The sequence below is a fragment of the Sphingomonas sp. IC4-52 genome (genome assembly GCF_020707225.1).
Taxonomy (GTDB): domain Bacteria; phylum Pseudomonadota; class Alphaproteobacteria; order Sphingomonadales; family Sphingomonadaceae; genus Sphingomonas.
This window is the reverse complement of the sequence record NZ_JAJFEU010000005.1, coordinates 117,376-132,854: the sequence shown is the minus strand read 5'-3', so window position 1 is coordinate 132,854 and position 15,479 is coordinate 117,376. Positions and strand designations below refer to the sequence as shown.

The 15,479-nt window shown below is 67.5% G+C and carries 15 protein-coding genes; 9 read left to right on the top strand and 6 right to left on the bottom strand.

What is annotated here, in order from left to right; translation table 11 throughout:
* Positions 1-4: 4 nt before the first annotated feature.
* The 4 genes from LK535_RS13200 to LK535_RS13185 all read right to left on the bottom strand — a co-directional run bounded on the left by LK535_RS13200 (position 5) and on the right by LK535_RS13185 (position 4,696).
* The gene (locus LK535_RS13200; protein ID WP_227772391.1) at positions 5-1,375 is read right to left on the bottom strand and encodes an efflux transporter outer membrane subunit; all 1,371 of its coding nucleotides are present in this window, start codon (positions 1,373-1,375) and stop codon (positions 5-7) included.
* Positions 1,372-2,544: an HlyD family secretion protein gene (locus LK535_RS13195; protein ID WP_227772390.1), complete on the bottom strand. Its 1,173-nt coding sequence runs from the start codon at positions 2,542-2,544 to the stop codon at positions 1,372-1,374. The genes LK535_RS13200 and LK535_RS13195 overlap by 4 nt, the downstream gene beginning before the upstream one ends.
* Positions 2,541-4,208 (bottom strand): MFS transporter, encoded by a 1,668-nt coding sequence (locus LK535_RS13190; protein WP_227772389.1) that lies wholly within the window; start codon positions 4,206-4,208, stop codon positions 2,541-2,543. Before LK535_RS13190 ends, LK535_RS13195 begins: the two co-directional genes overlap by 4 nt.
* Positions 4,209-4,273: 65 nt before the next feature.
* The gene (locus tag LK535_RS13185; RefSeq protein WP_227772388.1) at positions 4,274-4,696 is read right to left on the bottom strand and encodes a PRC-barrel domain containing protein; all 423 of its coding nucleotides are present in this window, start codon (positions 4,694-4,696) and stop codon (positions 4,274-4,276) included.
* A gap of 233 nt (positions 4,697-4,929) precedes the next feature.
* On the opposite strand from LK535_RS13185, the gene LK535_RS13180 reads away from it, so the two are divergent.
* The gene (locus tag LK535_RS13180) at positions 4,930-5,691 is read left to right on the top strand and encodes a crotonase/enoyl-CoA hydratase family protein (protein WP_227772387.1); all 762 of its coding nucleotides are present in this window, start codon (positions 4,930-4,932) and stop codon (positions 5,689-5,691) included.
* Between the two features lie 205 nt (positions 5,692-5,896).
* Here the strand turns inward: LK535_RS13180 and bdcA are convergent, their stop codons facing one another.
* Positions 5,897-6,610: an SDR family oxidoreductase gene (gene bdcA, locus LK535_RS13175; RefSeq protein WP_227772386.1), complete on the bottom strand. Its 714-nt coding sequence runs from the start codon at positions 6,608-6,610 to the stop codon at positions 5,897-5,899.
* A 74-nt stretch (positions 6,611-6,684) separates the two neighbouring features.
* Between bdcA and LK535_RS13170 the strand changes: the two genes are divergently transcribed.
* From LK535_RS13170 to LK535_RS13160, 3 genes are all read left to right on the top strand, one after another.
* Positions 6,685-7,275, top strand: a complete 591-nt coding sequence (locus tag LK535_RS13170; RefSeq protein WP_227772385.1) for a TetR/AcrR family transcriptional regulator — start codon at positions 6,685-6,687, stop codon at positions 7,273-7,275.
* Between the two features lie 150 nt (positions 7,276-7,425).
* Positions 7,426-7,845 carry a group III truncated hemoglobin gene (locus LK535_RS13165; protein ID WP_227772384.1) on the top strand — a complete coding sequence of 140 codons (420 nt, stop codon included), beginning with the start codon at positions 7,426-7,428 and terminating at the stop codon, positions 7,843-7,845.
* The gene (locus tag LK535_RS13160) at positions 7,842-8,240 is read left to right on the top strand and encodes a DUF1971 domain-containing protein (RefSeq protein ID WP_227772383.1); all 399 of its coding nucleotides are present in this window, start codon (positions 7,842-7,844) and stop codon (positions 8,238-8,240) included. Before LK535_RS13165 ends, LK535_RS13160 begins: the two co-directional genes overlap by 4 nt.
* A gap of 71 nt (positions 8,241-8,311) precedes the next feature.
* Here LK535_RS13160 and LK535_RS13155 read toward each other — a convergent pair whose 3' ends face one another.
* Positions 8,312-9,490 (bottom strand): calcium-binding protein, encoded by a 1,179-nt coding sequence (locus tag LK535_RS13155; protein ID WP_227772382.1) that lies wholly within the window; start codon positions 9,488-9,490, stop codon positions 8,312-8,314.
* Between the two features lie 416 nt (positions 9,491-9,906).
* Here LK535_RS13155 and LK535_RS13150 point away from each other — a divergent pair, with 416 nt between their 5' ends.
* Genes LK535_RS13150 through LK535_RS13130 form a run of 5 tightly spaced genes read left to right on the top strand, consistent with a single transcriptional unit; the run spans position 9,907 to position 15,425 of the window.
* Positions 9,907-10,893 carry a c-type cytochrome gene (locus LK535_RS13150; RefSeq protein WP_227772381.1) on the top strand — a complete coding sequence of 329 codons (987 nt, stop codon included), beginning with the start codon at positions 9,907-9,909 and terminating at the stop codon, positions 10,891-10,893.
* Positions 10,890-13,406 carry a cbb3-type cytochrome c oxidase subunit I gene (locus tag LK535_RS13145; protein ID WP_227772380.1) on the top strand — a complete coding sequence of 839 codons (2,517 nt, stop codon included), beginning with the start codon at positions 10,890-10,892 and terminating at the stop codon, positions 13,404-13,406. The genes LK535_RS13150 and LK535_RS13145 overlap by 4 nt, the downstream gene beginning before the upstream one ends.
* Positions 13,403-13,783 (top strand): hypothetical protein, encoded by a 381-nt coding sequence (locus LK535_RS13140; RefSeq protein ID WP_227772379.1) that lies wholly within the window; start codon positions 13,403-13,405, stop codon positions 13,781-13,783. Before LK535_RS13145 ends, LK535_RS13140 begins: the two co-directional genes overlap by 4 nt.
* Complete coding sequence (locus LK535_RS13135) at positions 13,780-14,376, top strand: cytochrome c oxidase assembly protein (protein ID WP_227772378.1); 597 nt, start codon at positions 13,780-13,782, stop codon at positions 14,374-14,376. The genes LK535_RS13140 and LK535_RS13135 overlap by 4 nt, the downstream gene beginning before the upstream one ends.
* The gene (locus tag LK535_RS13130) at positions 14,373-15,425 is read left to right on the top strand and encodes a c-type cytochrome (protein WP_227772377.1); all 1,053 of its coding nucleotides are present in this window, start codon (positions 14,373-14,375) and stop codon (positions 15,423-15,425) included. The genes LK535_RS13135 and LK535_RS13130 overlap by 4 nt, the downstream gene beginning before the upstream one ends.
* Positions 15,426-15,479: the final 54 nt, after the last annotated feature.

Here is a 15,479-nt window from a genome sequence, read left to right as displayed (position 1 = left end):
GCAATCACGGACGCGACCAGCCGCCGCCCATTGCCTGATATAGCGCGACCAGTGAATTGAGCTGGTCCGCGCGCAGCTGAACGAGGGTGAGTTCGACGTTCAGCAACGCGCGCTGCGCATCCAGCTGCTCGAGATACGCGGCATAGCCTGCGCGATAGCGGTTCGCGGCGTGACGCAGCGCCTCCGCTGTCGCAGTCCGCTGCGCCTCCAGCTCGCGACGCTGGGCGGCGAGGCGATCCACCGCCGCCAGATTATCCTCCACCTCGCGAAAGGCGGTGAGGGCGGTACGCTGATAGGAGAAGGCGGCCTGATCGCGCCGGGCGGCAGCGCCTTCGACATTGGCGCGCAGCCGGCCACCCTGGAACAGGGGCGCCAGCACGCTCGCGCCGATCGCCCAGATCGACACTGGGTCAGAAAGCGCGGTCGAAAGGGTGAGGCCCGTTGATCCGGTGAGCCGCAGCGACGGCAGGAACTGCGCCCGTGCCGCGGCGAGCGAGGCATCCGTGGCGGCCAGCGTGTATTCCGCCTGTGCGATGTCCGGTCGGCGCCTGAGCAGATCGGCGGGAAGGCCGGCCGGCACCGGCGGTGCCTGGAGCGAGGACAGCGGCGTGCCGCGCTCGATCTGCTGCGGAGCCACGCCGGTCAGGATGCTGAGCGCGTTTTCCTGACGCCGGATTGCCAGATCGACTTGCGGCAGGATCTGGGTGGTGGCGCGATATTCCGCCTCGGCCTGTCGCAATTCGAGCTGGGAGGTATAGCCTACCTCGGCGCGCGAGCGGGCGAGCCGCAGCGCCTCCGCGCGCGACGCGATGGTGGCTTGCACAACCTCGCGCCGTGCATCCAGCGCGCGCAGGGTGATATAGCCGCTGGCCGTTGCGGCCGTGACGGAGAGAAGCGCGGTGTCGCGCGCTGCCTCGCTCGCCGCGGTGGATTGCCGCGCGGCCTCCACCTGATTGCCGATCCGTCCGAACAGATCGATTTCATAGGCGGCCTGAAACAGTGGCTGAAAGCCAGTGTTCGTTGTCGGCACGCCGAGCGGATTGACCGCGCGCGCTTCGCTCACGCCGGCGCCGACGTCCAGCGACGGGAACAGCTGCGCCCGCGCCAGCCGCTCGTTCGCGCGCGCTTCCTGAACACGGGCGGCGGCAATCGCCACATCCGGATTGTTGGCACGCGCGCGCTCCACCAGCCGCCCCAGCGCGGGATCCCCGAAGCGGCCCCACCAATCGGCCTCCAGCGCAGCGCCAGCGGGCAGGTTTGTGCGCCAGGCTACCGGCGCCGCAACCGCGGCTGCCTCGGGGCGGGGCGGATTGGGGGCGGTGCAACCGGCCAGCAGCGTGCCGGCCATCAGCGCTGTGATGGTGAGCTGCCTCATCGTGCCACCGGCTCCGGCGCGCCGCGCGTGTCGACTCTCGCCTCCACGGACATGCCGGGGCTTAGCCGCTGGTACAGCGGATCGCGGGCGTCCAGCGCGATGCGCACCGTCAGCCGCTGCGGCACCTTCACGAAATTGCCGGTCGCATTGTCGGTGCGGATCACCGAGAACTCGCTGCCGGCGGCGGGCGCCAGACGCTCCACCCGGCCGCGGATCTCGGCCCCACCCAGGGCATCGACGCTGAGCGTGGCTGGCTGGCCGGGGAAGATGCGGGCGGTCTGCGCTTCCTTGAAATTGGCCGATACCCAAACGGTGGGTGGCACCAGGAACATCAGCTGCGTGCCGGCCGTGACATATTGGCCGAGACGCACCGATACTTCGCCCAGCCGTCCCGCCTGCGGCGCGTGAATGACGGTGTTGGACAGGTCGATTTCCGCGAGCCGCAGCGCGGCGCGGGCATTTTCTACGGCCGCCTGCAGGCCGCCACGGCCAACCGTGACCGATCGCACCTCCTGCTCACCAATGGTGCGCTGTGCCTGCGCCTGACGGACGGCGGCAGCCGCCTGCGCCAACGTGGCGCGGGTCTGATCGCGCTCGCGCAAGGAAACGGAGCCTTGCGCCACCAGGTCCTCGACCCGGCGCATATCGGCTTCGGCTCGTGCGAGCTGCGCCCGCGCGCTGGCAATCGCCGCGTCCTGGCCGCCCACGGCCGCCTGGCGCGAACGCTCGCTCTGCTGCGAATTGGCGAGGTTGGCGAGCTGCGTCGCAAGGTTGGCGCGCGCCTGTTCGACGCGCTGGCGATAGATGCGGTCGTCGATGCGCGCGAGGACCTGGCCCGCCTTCACCGTTTCGAAATCGCGGACCAGCACCTCCACCACATAGCCGTTGACCTGCGGCGCGATGATGGTGGTCTGGCCGCGGACATAGGCATTGTCGGTGGTCTGCACGCTGCGGCGGAACGGCGGCAGATCCCAGGCCCAGAGCGCCAGCAGCGCGCCGCCGATCACGAGCCCGACGAAGAACAGGGTAGCCATCAGCCCGCCACGCGGCGGTGCCCAGCCGCGGCGCCGTTCCGCGGTGTCGGCGGTCTCGGCGGCTACCTCGACCGGGTCTTCCAGTCGTTCATGGTCGGGGTGCGCAGCCGGAGGTCGCGCCGTCGTGTCGGTCATTGTGCCGCATTCTCCCGCATCTTCTGCATCGCCACCAGTTCCTCCGCGAGTGGATTGATCCCATGCGCCTTCAGCCACAGCCAGCGGCCGCCTAGCCAAAGCACCACCACAAGCGCCAACAGGCCGATCAGGAAGAAGACATCGTTGAAGGCAAGGATGTTCGCCTCCCGGGTTACCTGCTGGCTGAACAGCAGGGTGCCCTCCGCTTGACGTAGCACCGGATCCCCCTCAACCCGGGCATAGGCGCCGCCGAGCTGTTGCAGCCGCTGCGTGACCAGCGGGTCGCCGGCCGTTAGGCTATGAACGATCTCCTGCGAATGCAGTCGCTCGCGGGCGATCTGGATGGTGCCAAGCACGGCCGTGCCGGCAAGACCGCCTACCGTTTGCGCAATGCCGAACACTGCCGAGAAGCTGACGAGGTGGCTCGGCCCCTTGGAGATCGCGCGCAGGATGCCGACCATTGTGACCGGCCCCATCCAGAACAGCGCGGCAAAGGCGAGCAGCCCCTGACTGACATAAAGGTTGGCCGGGCGGGTCAGGTTCGTCGCGTCCGAATCCATGAAGGCGACGGCGGCAATGATCATCGCGGAGGCAACCACCTGCCAGAGCAGGTCCTTGGGATTGAGCGTCAGCACGCCCGCCACGATGCCCAGCACAGAGCCTGTGAAAATGACGACGTTCAGCGTCACCATCTGGTCATTGCCCATCCCCAGCGCCGTCAGCAATCCCGTCGAGCCGAAGCTTTGTTCGGACAGCAGAACGCGGATCGCGGCCACGATGATGATGAAGCGAAGGACGTTGCGCGTTCGCATCCAGCGTGTGTTGAGCAGGGGATTGGCGCGATTGTGCTCGATCAGCATGGCCGCCCCGATCAGCAGCACGGCAGCGGCCGTGGCATAGCCGAGCCAGGGCGTGGTCCACCACACGATGCGGCCCTGGACCAGCACGCCGCACAACAGCGCCATGCCCGGCGCAAACAGCGCAAAGGTGAGGAAGTCCAGCCTTTCAAAGGCCTGGATCCGCTCGCTGGGGGGCAACCTGAGGAGTGCCACCGCCCCCAGGCACAACAGCGTCAGTCCCAGCTCGAACACGAACAGGTTCTGGATGTCGCCATCGGCGAGCAGAAAGGGGGACACGATCCGCGCCAATGGCAGGCCGAGCTGCGCTAGGCCGAAGCCGATGATCATGCCCGACAACCGCGCCGTCGCTGGCATCGCCTGCATGATGTAGAAGAAGCACAAAGTGGTGAGGCCGCTGCCGACGATCCCGGCCGCCGCTCGCGTCAACAGCTCCACGCTATAGCTGTGGACGAAGACCTGCAGGATGGTGACGCCAAGGAAGCCGGTCAGAAAGACGCGGTTGAACCGCTGAAGTCCGAATTGCTGGCGAAACTTGATGAGCAGCATGCTCATGCACACGCTGGTCATGGAATAGATCGCGCTCAGCCAGCCGCCCTCCACCGGCGTCAGGCCAAGCGAGCCCTGGATCTGCGGCAGGTTCGCCAGCAGCAGGCCGTTGCTGAGCCCGCCGGTCAGCCCGAGGAGGATGCCGATCGCGAAATAAGCGATTCGCCGTCCCATCGGGTGATCGGGGGTGGCCGGCGATCCCGGCAGGAACGGCCGTTCGTGCGGCTGAAACTCATAGGCTGCGGATTGGGCTGGCATGCCTCAGCGGACCGAACCAGTTGGCGATTGGTTCCGCGCGATCGCGCAGCCCAGGCCGTTCAGGTTCAGCGTTGGGCCGGCGCGGCATCCGGCAAGGCGGTAAGCTGTTCCGCGGTCATGGTGGTGGACAGATCCGTGTCCGTGCCTTGTTTGACCGGCTTCAGACCGGCGACGGGCACCTGCACGGTCCGCGCCGGGTTGCTGCCTTCCAGCTCCACCAGCAGGTGTTCAACCTGTCCACCGCTGCCGCGCACCACGCCTTCGACCTCGCCGAGTTCCCGATTGCTGGCGTCGATGATATCGGCGTCCAGCAATTGCGCTTCGGTCAGCCCGAGTGCGGCGATCGCCGATCCGGAAGCGGCCGCACTCGCCTCTGCGGCATCCTCGCGCTGATCTTCGGCGCGTTCCTGCGCGCTGTTGCACGCGGTCAGCAGCGCCGCCGAGCCGAACAATGCCACGAGGCCTTTTGTGATCGGCGCTTTTGTCATCGTCACGTCTCCCTTGATCCACGCCGCCTGGGCGTCCCGGCTGAACGCCGCGGCGCCGTGGTCGTTCCCGATGCGTCACAATGGCGCCGTTCGGATGGTGGCGGTGCGGCCGTTGGTGGCCCGCCTACCTGACGCTTTCGCCAGCACCACATTCTCGCCGTTGACGGCTAACGAAAAAGCCTGAAGCGATGATGGCTCGGTAAAACGCCGGACATGATAAAGGGAGAAGGATATTGACCGACGAAGTTCTGACGCGTGACCAGGACGGCATCCTGATCGTCACCATCAACCGCCCCGAAGCGAAGAACGCGATGACCAAGGCCGCGGCCGAGGGGATCGCCGCCGCCATGGACCGGCTGGATTCCGAGGACGCGCTTCGCGTCGCCATCATCACCGGCGCTGGCGGCACCTTCTGCTCGGGCATGGACCTGAAGGGCTTTCTGCGTGGCGAAACACCGTCGGTCGAGGGGCGCGGCTTTGGCGGCCTGACCCAGGCGCCGCCGAAGAAGCCGCTGATCGCCGCCGTCGATGGCTATGCGCTGGCCGGAGGGCTTGAGCTGATGATCGCCTGCGACATGGTGGTGGCGAACAGCAAGGCGAAGTTCGGCATCCCGGAGGCGAAGCGCGGCCTGGTGGCGGGCGCTGGCGGCCTTATTCGCCTGCCGGAGCAGATCCCGTCGCGGATCGCGATGGAGCTGGCGGTGACCGGCGACTTCATCGATGCCGAACGAGCGTATCAGCTTGGGCTCATCAACCGCGTCACCGAAGGCCCGGCGCTTGACGCCGCGCTGGAACTCGCAGCGACGATCAGCGCCAACGGCCCGCTCGCGGTGCAGGTGTCCAAGCAGATCATCAGCGAATATCGCAACTGGCCGGTGGAGCAGCGCTGGGACAAACAGGGCGCGCTGATGGGCCCGGTGTTCACCAGCGCCGACGCGCGCGAAGGCGCGGCCGCCTTTGCCGAAAAGCGCAAGCCGAACTGGACCGGCAAGTAAGCCGAAAAGGAAGGTGTCCCGGGCGTGCCCATCCGGCACGTCCGGGCAGGAGATCGGACGGGCGCGAGCTGCCAATCTCCTGTCCTTCGGGGCGTCGTGGCAGCGTCACGGGTCCGCAGGGTGACCCCTCCGCCTTCCGCCGATCCGCATATGGACCGGGGTTGCGGGCGTCCACACCCGCAGCCCTGTTCCGATCGCAGGCGCGTCAGGCGCCGAACGCGCCGTCGATCGTGTGCATCGCGCCAGTGACAAACCCTGCCTCCGGCCCGGCCAGCCATGCGACCATGCCGGCGACTTCCTCCGGTCGCCCGTGGCGTTTGATCGCCATGAAGCCGTGCAGCAGGTCGCGCATTGGCCCGCTTTCGGGATTGGCATCGGTATCGACCGGACCCGGCTGCACGACATTGATGGTGATGCCGCGCGGTCCGAAATCGCGCGCCAGCCCGCGCGCCATGCCCTGAAGCGCTGACTTGCTGAGCGCATAGGCCGCCATGCCGGGCACCGGCATGCGATCGCCATTGACGGAGCCGATCACGATGATCCGTCCCCCCGCCGGCATCTGCCGCGCCGCCTCCACGGAGGCATGATAGGGCGCGTGGACGTTGATCCGGAACAAGCGGTCGATCTGATCGGGATCCTGTTCCAGTGCATCGCCGAAGATCGCGATGCCGGCATTCACCACCAGCACGTCTATGGGGCCGCTGTCGCGAACCCGAGCGATCACCGCGTCGCGATCTGCGCTGTCCGTCATCGCCGCGGTGGCCCCGGTTTCCTCGGCGAGCTGCTGCGCAGCCTCCGGAGAGCCCGAATAGGTAAAGGTGACGGCGGCGCCGTCCTGAACGAACCGCCGCACGATTGCCGCCCCGATGCCCCGGCTGCCGCCGAGCACGAGCACGGACTTTCCTTCGAACGATGCCATCGGTTTTCCTTGAGCTATAATGTAGTGCTCACTACATAAAGGCGGGCAGAGCGGCGTCAAGGACAACTGTAACGGTGACTACAAAAAAGGTGAGCGGCCGGGGCCGGCCCAGGCGGTTCGATCCGGACGAGGCGATCGCGACCGCGCAGGAACTGTTCCATGAGCGCGGCTATGATGCGGTGGGGGTTGCTGACGTGACCGCCGCGCTCGGCATCAACCCCCCAAGTTTCTACGCCGCCTTTGGCAGCAAGGCCGATCTGTACAGCCGCGTTTTGGATCGCTGGGCGGGCACTGGCGCCATTCCCTTTGCGGACATCCTGCGCGACGACCGGCCCGTGGCCGAAGCGCTGGCCGCGTTGCTGGAGGAGGCGGCACGCCGCTATGCCGCCAGTCCCGCAGCGCGCGGTTGCCTGGTGCTGGAAGGAACGCGGTGCAACGATCCGAAGGCGCGTGACACTGCCCGCGCCCTGAACCTTGCCGCCGAGGATTCCATCCGCCGCTATATCGCGGCCCGTCACCCGGATCAGGCCGACAGCATCGCCGATTTCGTGAGCACGACCATGTCGGGCCTGTCGGCAAAGGCGCGCAACGGGCACCAACTGGATCAGCTGCTGGCGAGCGCGCGCCTCGCCAGCGCTGCGGTTGCCCTGGCGCTGTCCTCTTGACGGCCGGCGGTGATCCTGCTGGCCAGTGACGTCTTTTCGGCCGGCTCGCAGGATACCCGTGGCCGCTCTCGCCCGCGCGAGGGGTGAGCCCGGCAATGATCGCGTCGCGGCAGCGTTGCCGGGGTGAGACCGGGACCTTATTTCAGGGCCATGCCGCAGGACATCACTGACCGCCCCATCACTGACGAGGCGCTGAGCGCGTTGGTGGACGCTTTCTATGCGCGTGTGCGGGCGGATGCCGAGCTTGGGCCGATCTTCAACGGCGCGATCACGGACTGGGATCACCATCTCGGCAAGCTGGCGGCCTTCTGGTCCTCGGTGATGCTGGGGAGCGGGCGGTACAAGGGGCGGCCGATGGCGGCGCACTTCCGCCACGCCGATGCCATGACGCCGGCGGCGTTCCGGCGCTGGCTGACGTTGTGGAAGGAAGCGACGGAGGCGCAATTGCCGCCGCAGCAGGCGATCGTGCTTCAGGCGAAGGCAGCGCATATCGCGCAAAGCCTGCAGATGGGGATCGATTTTCAGCGCGGGAACGGTCTGCCGCTGGCGAGCCCCGTGCCCGCGGCATGAGCGCGGACGAGCCATCCGCGCCGCGCGCCAATCCGGCGCGATTGCCGAACGGGCTGGAGCCGTATCGGCGAACCCCGGTCTTCACCGAAGAAACCGTGCCCGCCGCCCTGCTGCGCGATCATGATACCAAGGCGGGCACCTGGGGCCTGATCCATGTGCTGAGCGGTCAGCTGCGATATCGCATTACCGATCCGCGCCGCGCGCCGGCCGAGACGCTGCTGACACCGGATACGCCGCCGGGCGTGGTGGAGCCGACCATCGTTCATCATGTCGAGCCGGTCGGCGCAGTGACGTTCCAGGTCGAATTCCTGCGTGCCGCACCAGCTCCCTTGTGCCGGTACGAGGAACTGGCGCAGCGCGAGAACCAGTTGCGGGCAGCGCAAGACAAGGACTGAGCGACACTGCACGCCGCGTTCTGCAGCGTCAGATGCGGGGGCAGGGCAGGGCAGGGCCGGTGCCGGCCGGATCAGGAAAAGATGAAATCCGCGGCGCTGATATGGGCCGCAGCGAGGCTGCCACCGGGATCGGCAAGCAGGATGGAAAACTTCGCACCCGCTGACGTCACGATGTTGAGCGCAACGTCACCGCTCGCCAGATCCTGCGCGAAGACCGTCCCCAAACCGCCGCCGGCGCGATAGGCGGTGACACCCAGCTGATCGAGCACGACCCGGTCGATCCCGTCTTCGAAATCCTGGATCACGTCGCCGCCACCCAGCGCGGATGCGCCGCTGAACACGAAGCGGTCGGCGCCTGCCTCGCCCCACAAGCGGTCGGCGCCCTCGTCGCCCGCGATCTGGTCATGGCCAGCGCCGCCGTGAATGCGATCCGCTCCGGCGCCCCCGGACAACATGTCGTCGCCGGCATCGCCAAACATCTGGTCGTTGCCGCCTTCTCCCAGCATCGTGTCCTGGTGGTTGCCCCCCTCCATGTAATCATTGCCGTCGCCCGCCTGCATGGTGTCGCGTCCGTCGCCGCCCAGCAGCACATCGACACCATCCTCGGCGGAGATGATGTCGTCGCCGGTGCCACCCTCCAGCCAGTTGTCGCCATCGCCGCCGTCGACGCGATCGTTGCCGTCACCGCCGAACACGCGGTCGTTGCCGGCCTGCCCCTTCAGCTTGTCGTTGCCGCCCTCGCCATAGATCTGGTCATTGCCCGCCCCGCCGCCGACCGCCATCGTGGTCAGCACGCCGGTCGCCGGGTTGATCTCGTTCAGAAATCCGTCGTCGTCCGCGCCGGCGTAGATGATGTCGTCGCCATAGCCGCCGTCGAGATAGTCGCGACCCTCCCCGCCGTAGAACAGGTCGTTGCCGGCATCGCCCAGGATGCGATCATGACCGGCGCCGCCTTCGAGATAATCGTCATCGTCGCCGCCGGAGAGGATGTCGTTGCCGGCAGCGCCGATCAGCCGATCCTTGCCATAGCCGCCGTCCAGCCGGTCGTTGCCGTTCTCGCCATACAGGTAATCCAGGCCGGCGCCGCCGATCAGATAATCATGGCCGTCGCCGCCATAAATATCGTCATCTCCATCGCCGCCGTCGACGCGGTCGGCGCCCGCCCGCGCGCGGATCAGGTCGTTGAGATTGGTGCCGACGATGACATCGTCGCCGTAGCTGCCGTCGATGGTCTTGGCGAATTTCCGCATGATGCGCGATTATCTACGCCCGTGCGAGGGTGCGCTGAATACCCACAAACGGGGATGCAACCGGGGCAAGACGGTGCCGCCCGGGCGGCGGCACTTGCCCGATCGGCCATGCCCGTTCGCGCATGGCGCCTGGAAGCGCGCAAGCCGAGCGGCTGTGAATTTGTGTTGCTGGCGGAACCAAATGCAGCCGCGCGCGGTCATCAGGGAGTTCGGAGCGCTGGTAAGGGGCCGCTCGACAAAACCGCGATCAAGCGGTGCGTACGGCCCGGCGCTGGTGCCGGCAACGAAGCCGGCAGTTCAGAAGGCCCGCGACACGCGGAAAAAGGGGAACGGTGGCAGCGCTGGGGGGCAGAACCATAAGCGGCAAGGGGCGTCCGGGCGGGCGACCCGAAACGCATGCTGCGCGCGCATCGACAATGGCAAAGGCAGGGCGCCGGTTCCCGGCTATCCTTGCGGTACCCGTACTGGGCCTCGCCGGCTGCAACCGCCATCAATCCGCCTTCTCGACCTTTGGCGAGGAAGCCGCCGGGATTGCACACCTCTCGCTAATCATGGTGATCGGCGCGGTCGTGATCGCGGTTGCACTTGCGCTGCTGGTCCGCTGGGCCGTGCGCGCGCCGGAGGGGTCGCTGTCGCTACGCGGTGGGGAGCGGCTGATCGTGATTGCGGGCGCGGTGCTGCCGTCGATCCTGCTGCTTGGCCTGTTGATCTACAGCCTGCCGGCGATGAAGCCGCGCCCGACGGGGGCGGGCGACCTGACCATTGACGTGACCGGCGAGCAATTCTGGTGGCGCGTCCGCTACAATCCGCCGGGCGCAGCGCCGGTGGTCGCCGCCAATGCGGTGCGCGTCCCGGTGGGCCGTACGGTGCGGTTTCGCCTGCACGGCGGCGATGTGGTGCACAGTTTCTGGATCCCGGGCCTTGCCGGCAAGATGGACATGATCCCCGGCCGGGTGAACGAGCTGCCTGTAAAGGCGGTAAAGGCCGGCCTGTTTCGTGGCCAATGCACGGAATTCTGCGGGCTTTCCCACGCGTTGATGGCGTTCGAGGTGATCGCGATGGAGCCGGCGGCCTTTGACCGCTGGCTGGCGGCGGAGCGCCTGCCGGCGAGCGGCAACGCGGGTGGGCGGGGCGAGGGCAGGGCGCTGTTCGCCAGTTATGGCTGCGGCGGATGCCATGAGATCCGCGGCACCGACCAGCGCGGTCGGATCGGCCCGGACCTGACCCATCTGGCCAGCCGCCGGACCGTCGGCGCGGGCACTTTGCCGATGGAGGAAGCCGCCATTGCCCGTTTCATCCGCTTCCCCTCCGAAGCGAAGCCCGGCGCCCGGATGCCAGCCTTTCCGCACATGAGCGAAGCTGAAGCGAGTGAGATCGCCCGCTATCTGGGAGAGCTGCGTTGAGCCTGCACGATCAGGACGATCCCGAGCTGCGCCGCGCCCAGGAGGAGAGGCTGCGCGCCGTCTGGGCGCCGCCGCGCGGGCTGTTTCTGCGCTGGACCGACACCAACAACAATGCCGTTGGCGTCTGGTACACGCTGACCGCCTTCTGCTTCATGCTGTTCGCCGGCGTGCTGGCGCTGATCATGCGCACGCAGCTTGCGATGCCGGAAAGCACGATCACGAGCGCATCGACGTACAACCAGCTGTTCACGTTGCACGGCTCGGCGATGATGTTCCTGTTTGCCGTGCCGATGTTCGAGGCGGTGTCGATCATCCTCTTGCCGCAGCTGCTGGGCGCGCGAGATCTGCCGTTCCCCCGCCTGTCGGCCTTTGGTTACTGGAGCTTCCTGCTGGGCGGCGTCTTCGTGCTCGGCTCGATCTTCTTCGATGTCGCGCCGGATGGCGGATGGTTCATGTATCCGCCGTTCACCACGCGCACCGACCTCTCGGGGCTTGGCGCCGACATCTGGATGCTTGGCCTGTCCTTCATTGAAGTATCCTCGGTGGCGGCGGCGGTGGAGCTGATCGTCGGCATCCTGAAGTTCCGCCCGCCGGGGATGCGGCTGAACCTCATGCCGCTCTACGCCTGGTACATCCTGGTCGTGGCGGTGATGATCCTGTTCGCCTTTCCGCCGCTGATCGCGGGCGACCTGTTGTTCGAAATGGAGCGGCTGCTCGGCTGGCCATTCTTCGACGCGGCGCGCGGGGGCGATCCGTTGCTGTGGCAGCACCTGTTCTGGATCTTCGGCCACCCGGAAGTGTACATCATCTTCCTGCCGTCGATCGCGTTGTTCGCGATGCTGGTGCCGACCTTCGCGCAGCGGCACCTGCTCGGCTATCCCTATATCGTGCTGGCGGCGGTCGGCACCGCGTTCCTCAGCTTCGGCCTGTGGGTCCACCACATGTTCACCACCGGCCTGCCGAAGATCAGCCTCGCCTTCTTCTCGGCGGCGAGCCAGGCGGTGGTGATTCCCACCGGCGTGCAGATCTTCGCGCTGATCGCGACGCTGGCGGCAGGCCGCGTGATCTTCTCGACGCCTTTGCTGTTCGCCACCGGCAGCCTTGCGATTTTCGTGATCGGCGGTCTGACCGGCGTGATGGTGGCAATCGTGCCGTTCGACTGGCAAGCGCACGACACCTATTTCGTCGTCGCTCACCTTCATTACGTGCTGATCGGCGGTACGCTGATGCCGTTGATCGCTGGTCTTTATTATTATTGGCCGCTGATCACCGGAAAGAAGCTGAGCGACAGGCTGGGCCGTACCGCGTTCTGGGTGATGTTCGCCGGCGCCAATCTCACCTTTTTCCCCATGCATTTCTCCGGCCTGCTGGGGATGCCGCGCCGCGTGTTCACTTATCCCGCGGAGCTGGGCCTCGCCGGGCTCAACATGGCCTCGACCGCCGGCGCCTATCTGTTTGCGGCCGGGATGCTGATCGTGGTGATCGACCTCTGCCTCTCGCCCCGGCGCGCCAAGGCGAAGCGCAATCCCTGGAACGCCGGCACGCTGGAATGGCTGGCCGAGCCGGACAGCGAACCATGGGGCGTCCGCTCGGTGCCGCTGATCGAGACCCGCTATCCGATCTGGGACCAGCCCGATTTCGTGCGCAAGGTGGATGAGGGGCGCTTCTTCCTGCCCGATGCGGAGGAGGGGCGGCGCGAGACGATCACCACCACCGTGCTGGACGCCCGGCCCCTGGCCGTGGTGCGGCTGGGCACGCCATCGGTGCTGCCGATGATGACCGCCTTCGCGCTGGGCGGCGTGTTCATCCTGACGACCTTCCACTTCTACTGGGCGGCGCTGGTCAGCGGCGTGCTGACGCTCGGGCTGGTGCTTCGCTGGATGTGGACCACGGCGGAGATCCCGGAAAAGCCGTCCAAGCCGATCGGCCACGGGCTGGAGGTGCCGCTGTACTTGTCGGGGCCGCAGGCGCCGGGCTGGTGGGCGATGTTCATCACCATGCTCGCCGATGCGACCGCCTTTGCTGGCCTTGTGTTCGGTTATTACTTCTTCTGGACGGTGCATCCGGTGTTCCCGCCGCCGAACATGCCGGGGCCGGGGATCACCTGGCCGATGGTGGCGCTGGCGCTCACAGCGGCAAGCTGGGCGGCGACATTGATCGCCCGCGAGGCGAACCGGCGCGGCGCCGTGGCGGTGACGCGGCTCCTGCTGGCGCTGGCCGGTGTCGGATCGCTGCTGGCCATCCCGGCCGGTCTGGCCGGCCCGTGGCTGCATGGCCTTGATCCGACCGCGCACAGCTATCCCGCGATGGTGTGGCTGCTGGCGATCTGGACGACCATCCATTCCGGCGTGGGCGCGATTGCGCAATTCTACGCGCTGGCCCGCAGCATCGCGGGCCGGGCAACGCCGACGCATGACGCGGACATCCGCAACACTGCGCTCTACCACCATTTCATGCTGTTCACCGCCGTCGTGTGCTGGTGCACGATTGGACTGTTCCCGGAGGTGGCATGATCAGGGACCTCCATCGCCGGGTCCGCACCCTTCGGGTGACCTTGTGGACGCTGATCGTGCCGCCGACGACGTGGGCGGCGCATTTCCTGTTCTCCTATCTCTGGGCGGCGCTGAGCTGCGCCAAGCGCGGCTATTTCGCCGAAGCGCCGGTGCTGTTCTGGGCAGGAACGGTGCTGGCGCTGCTGGTGATCCTCGCGTCCGGCTGGATCGCGCTGATCCAGTCGCGCCTGCCCGGCGACAATCCCCCGCACGAACAGGGGACGGAATCGGATCGGCTGCGCTTCCTGGCCTATTCCACCCTGTTGCTGGCCGGCCTTAGCTTCGTAGGGGTGATCTTCACGGCGGCGCCGGTCGTGTTCATCGGGGATTGCCGGTGAGGCGCGGGCCATTGATCGGTGCGCTGGCGCTGCTGGCGGCGGGCTGGGTCGCCGCGCCGCTGGGTATGACGGGGCACATGATCGCCCATATGATCGCGGTGGCGGTTGCCGCGCCCTTGCTGTCGATCGCCATCGCCGGCACGCGGCTGGACCCGGCGCAGCGCTGGCCGGGGGTGGTGACGCCCTTTGCCATGAGCGTGGTCGAACTGGCCCTGGTGTGGTCCTGGCATGTCCCCGCGCTGCGCGCGGCGGCGGCGCATTCGCTGGCGCTGATGGTGATGGAGCAGCTCAGCTTCCTCGCGGCCGGCGTGCTATTGTGGTCAGCGGTGCTGGCGCGTCCGGCCGCGGCCCGGGCGAGCGGTGTCGGCGTGCTGCTGCTCACGTCCATGCACATGACCCTGCTTGGCGCGCTGATCGCGCTGGCGCCGCGTCCGCTTTACGCCGCTGCGGCGCATGGCGCGATGGGCCCGCTTGACGCGATGCAGGACCAGCAGCTGTCCGGCGTGGTGATGCTGCTGATCGGTGGGGCCGCCTATCTGCTCGGCGGGCTGGCGGTGCTTGGCGGGCTGTTGCGGCAGGAGGCGCGGGCATGAGGATAACGTGGCTGCGCGCATCGCTGGCGGCGCTGGCACTTGGGCTCGCCGGGCTCCTGTTCGCATGGTCCGGCGCGTTCAACGTCGCGGCGTCCAGCGGGCATTGGGCGGTGACGGACTGGTTCCTGCACTGGGTAATGCGCAATTCGGTGGAAACCCGCAGCGCGCTGACCAGCCCGCGCGATGCGTCGGACCCGTCGGGCCTGGTGAGCGCCGCCGGCCATTTCGCGGCCGCCTGCGCGACCTGCCACGGCGCGCCCGGCATAAAGCCCTCCCCCGTGTTCAAGGCCGCGACCCCGCCGGCGCCCGACCTTGCCGAAACGGCGGGCGAGTGGGACGACCGCGAGCTGTTCTGGATCATCGACCATGGCGTGAAGATGACGGGCATGCCCGCCTGGCCCGCGCGGGAGCGCGAGGACGAGATCCGCCGCATGGTGGCGCTGGTCCGCCGCCTGCCCACCATGACGCCCGAGCAATTCGCGGCGCTGACCGGCGGCGCAGCGCGCATCGCCCCCGCGCCGGGCTTTGCCTCCTGCGCTGGTTGCCATGGTGAGGACGGGCGTGGCCGCGGCGCTGGCGACATCCCGATTTTGGGCGGTCAGAAGCCGGCCTATCTGCTTGCCGCGCTGCGCGCCTTTCAGAACGGGACGCGGGAAAGCGCGATCATGGGTCATGCCGCCGCCCGCCTTTCGGAGCCGGAAATGCGGCAGCTGTCCCTGCGCTTCGCCGCCATGCCGGGACTAAGTGATAGCGCCCGGCGTGTCGCAGACGCCGATGCAGCGCGGATCGTGCTTGCCGGCCTGCCTGACCGGCAGCTGCCGGCCTGTGCAAGCTGCCACACACCGGCCAAACCCTATCCGGTACTGGCCGGTCAGAAAGCGGCGTATATCGCCGCCCGGCTCCGCCAGATGCGCGGCGATGAAAAGGAGATCGACGCGCGCAAGACGCAGGCGACCATGCCGGTGATCGCCCGGCGCATTCCGGACGAAATGATCGACCGGCTTGCTCGCTATCTCGCTGGATCAGCCGCAGAAACCGCACAAAGGTAAAGCGAACGCCGCCGCCGACCCGCACGACTAGGCCGTGAACAGCAACACGAAGAA

Excerpts from the sequence above, each read along its gene's own strand:
- LK535_RS13155 (WP_227772382.1), bottom strand. The coding sequence starts at position 9,490 with ATGCGGAAATTCGCCAAGACCATCGACGGCAGCTACGGCGACGATGTC.
- LK535_RS13150 (WP_227772381.1), top strand. The coding sequence starts at position 9,907 with ATGGCAAAGGCAGGGCGCCGGTTCCCGGCTATCCTTGCGGTACCCGTA.
- LK535_RS13195 (WP_227772390.1), bottom strand. The coding sequence starts at position 2,544 with ATGACCGACACGACGGCGCGACCTCCGGCTGCGCACCCCGACCATGAA.
- LK535_RS13165 (WP_227772384.1), top strand. The coding sequence starts at position 7,426 with ATGCCGCAGGACATCACTGACCGCCCCATCACTGACGAGGCGCTGAGC.
- LK535_RS13190 (WP_227772389.1), bottom strand. The coding sequence starts at position 4,208 with ATGCCAGCCCAATCCGCAGCCTATGAGTTTCAGCCGCACGAACGGCCG.
- LK535_RS13185 (WP_227772388.1), bottom strand. The coding sequence starts at position 4,696 with ATGACAAAAGCGCCGATCACAAAAGGCCTCGTGGCATTGTTCGGCTCG.
- LK535_RS13200 (WP_227772391.1), bottom strand. The coding sequence starts at position 1,375 with ATGAGGCAGCTCACCATCACAGCGCTGATGGCCGGCACGCTGCTGGCC.
- bdcA (WP_227772386.1), bottom strand. The coding sequence starts at position 6,610 with ATGGCATCGTTCGAAGGAAAGTCCGTGCTCGTGCTCGGCGGCAGCCGG.
- LK535_RS13160 (WP_227772383.1), top strand. The coding sequence starts at position 7,842 with ATGAGCGCGGACGAGCCATCCGCGCCGCGCGCCAATCCGGCGCGATTG.
- LK535_RS13130 (WP_227772377.1), top strand. The coding sequence starts at position 14,373 with ATGAGGATAACGTGGCTGCGCGCATCGCTGGCGGCGCTGGCACTTGGG.
- LK535_RS13140 (WP_227772379.1), top strand. The coding sequence starts at position 13,403 with ATGATCAGGGACCTCCATCGCCGGGTCCGCACCCTTCGGGTGACCTTG.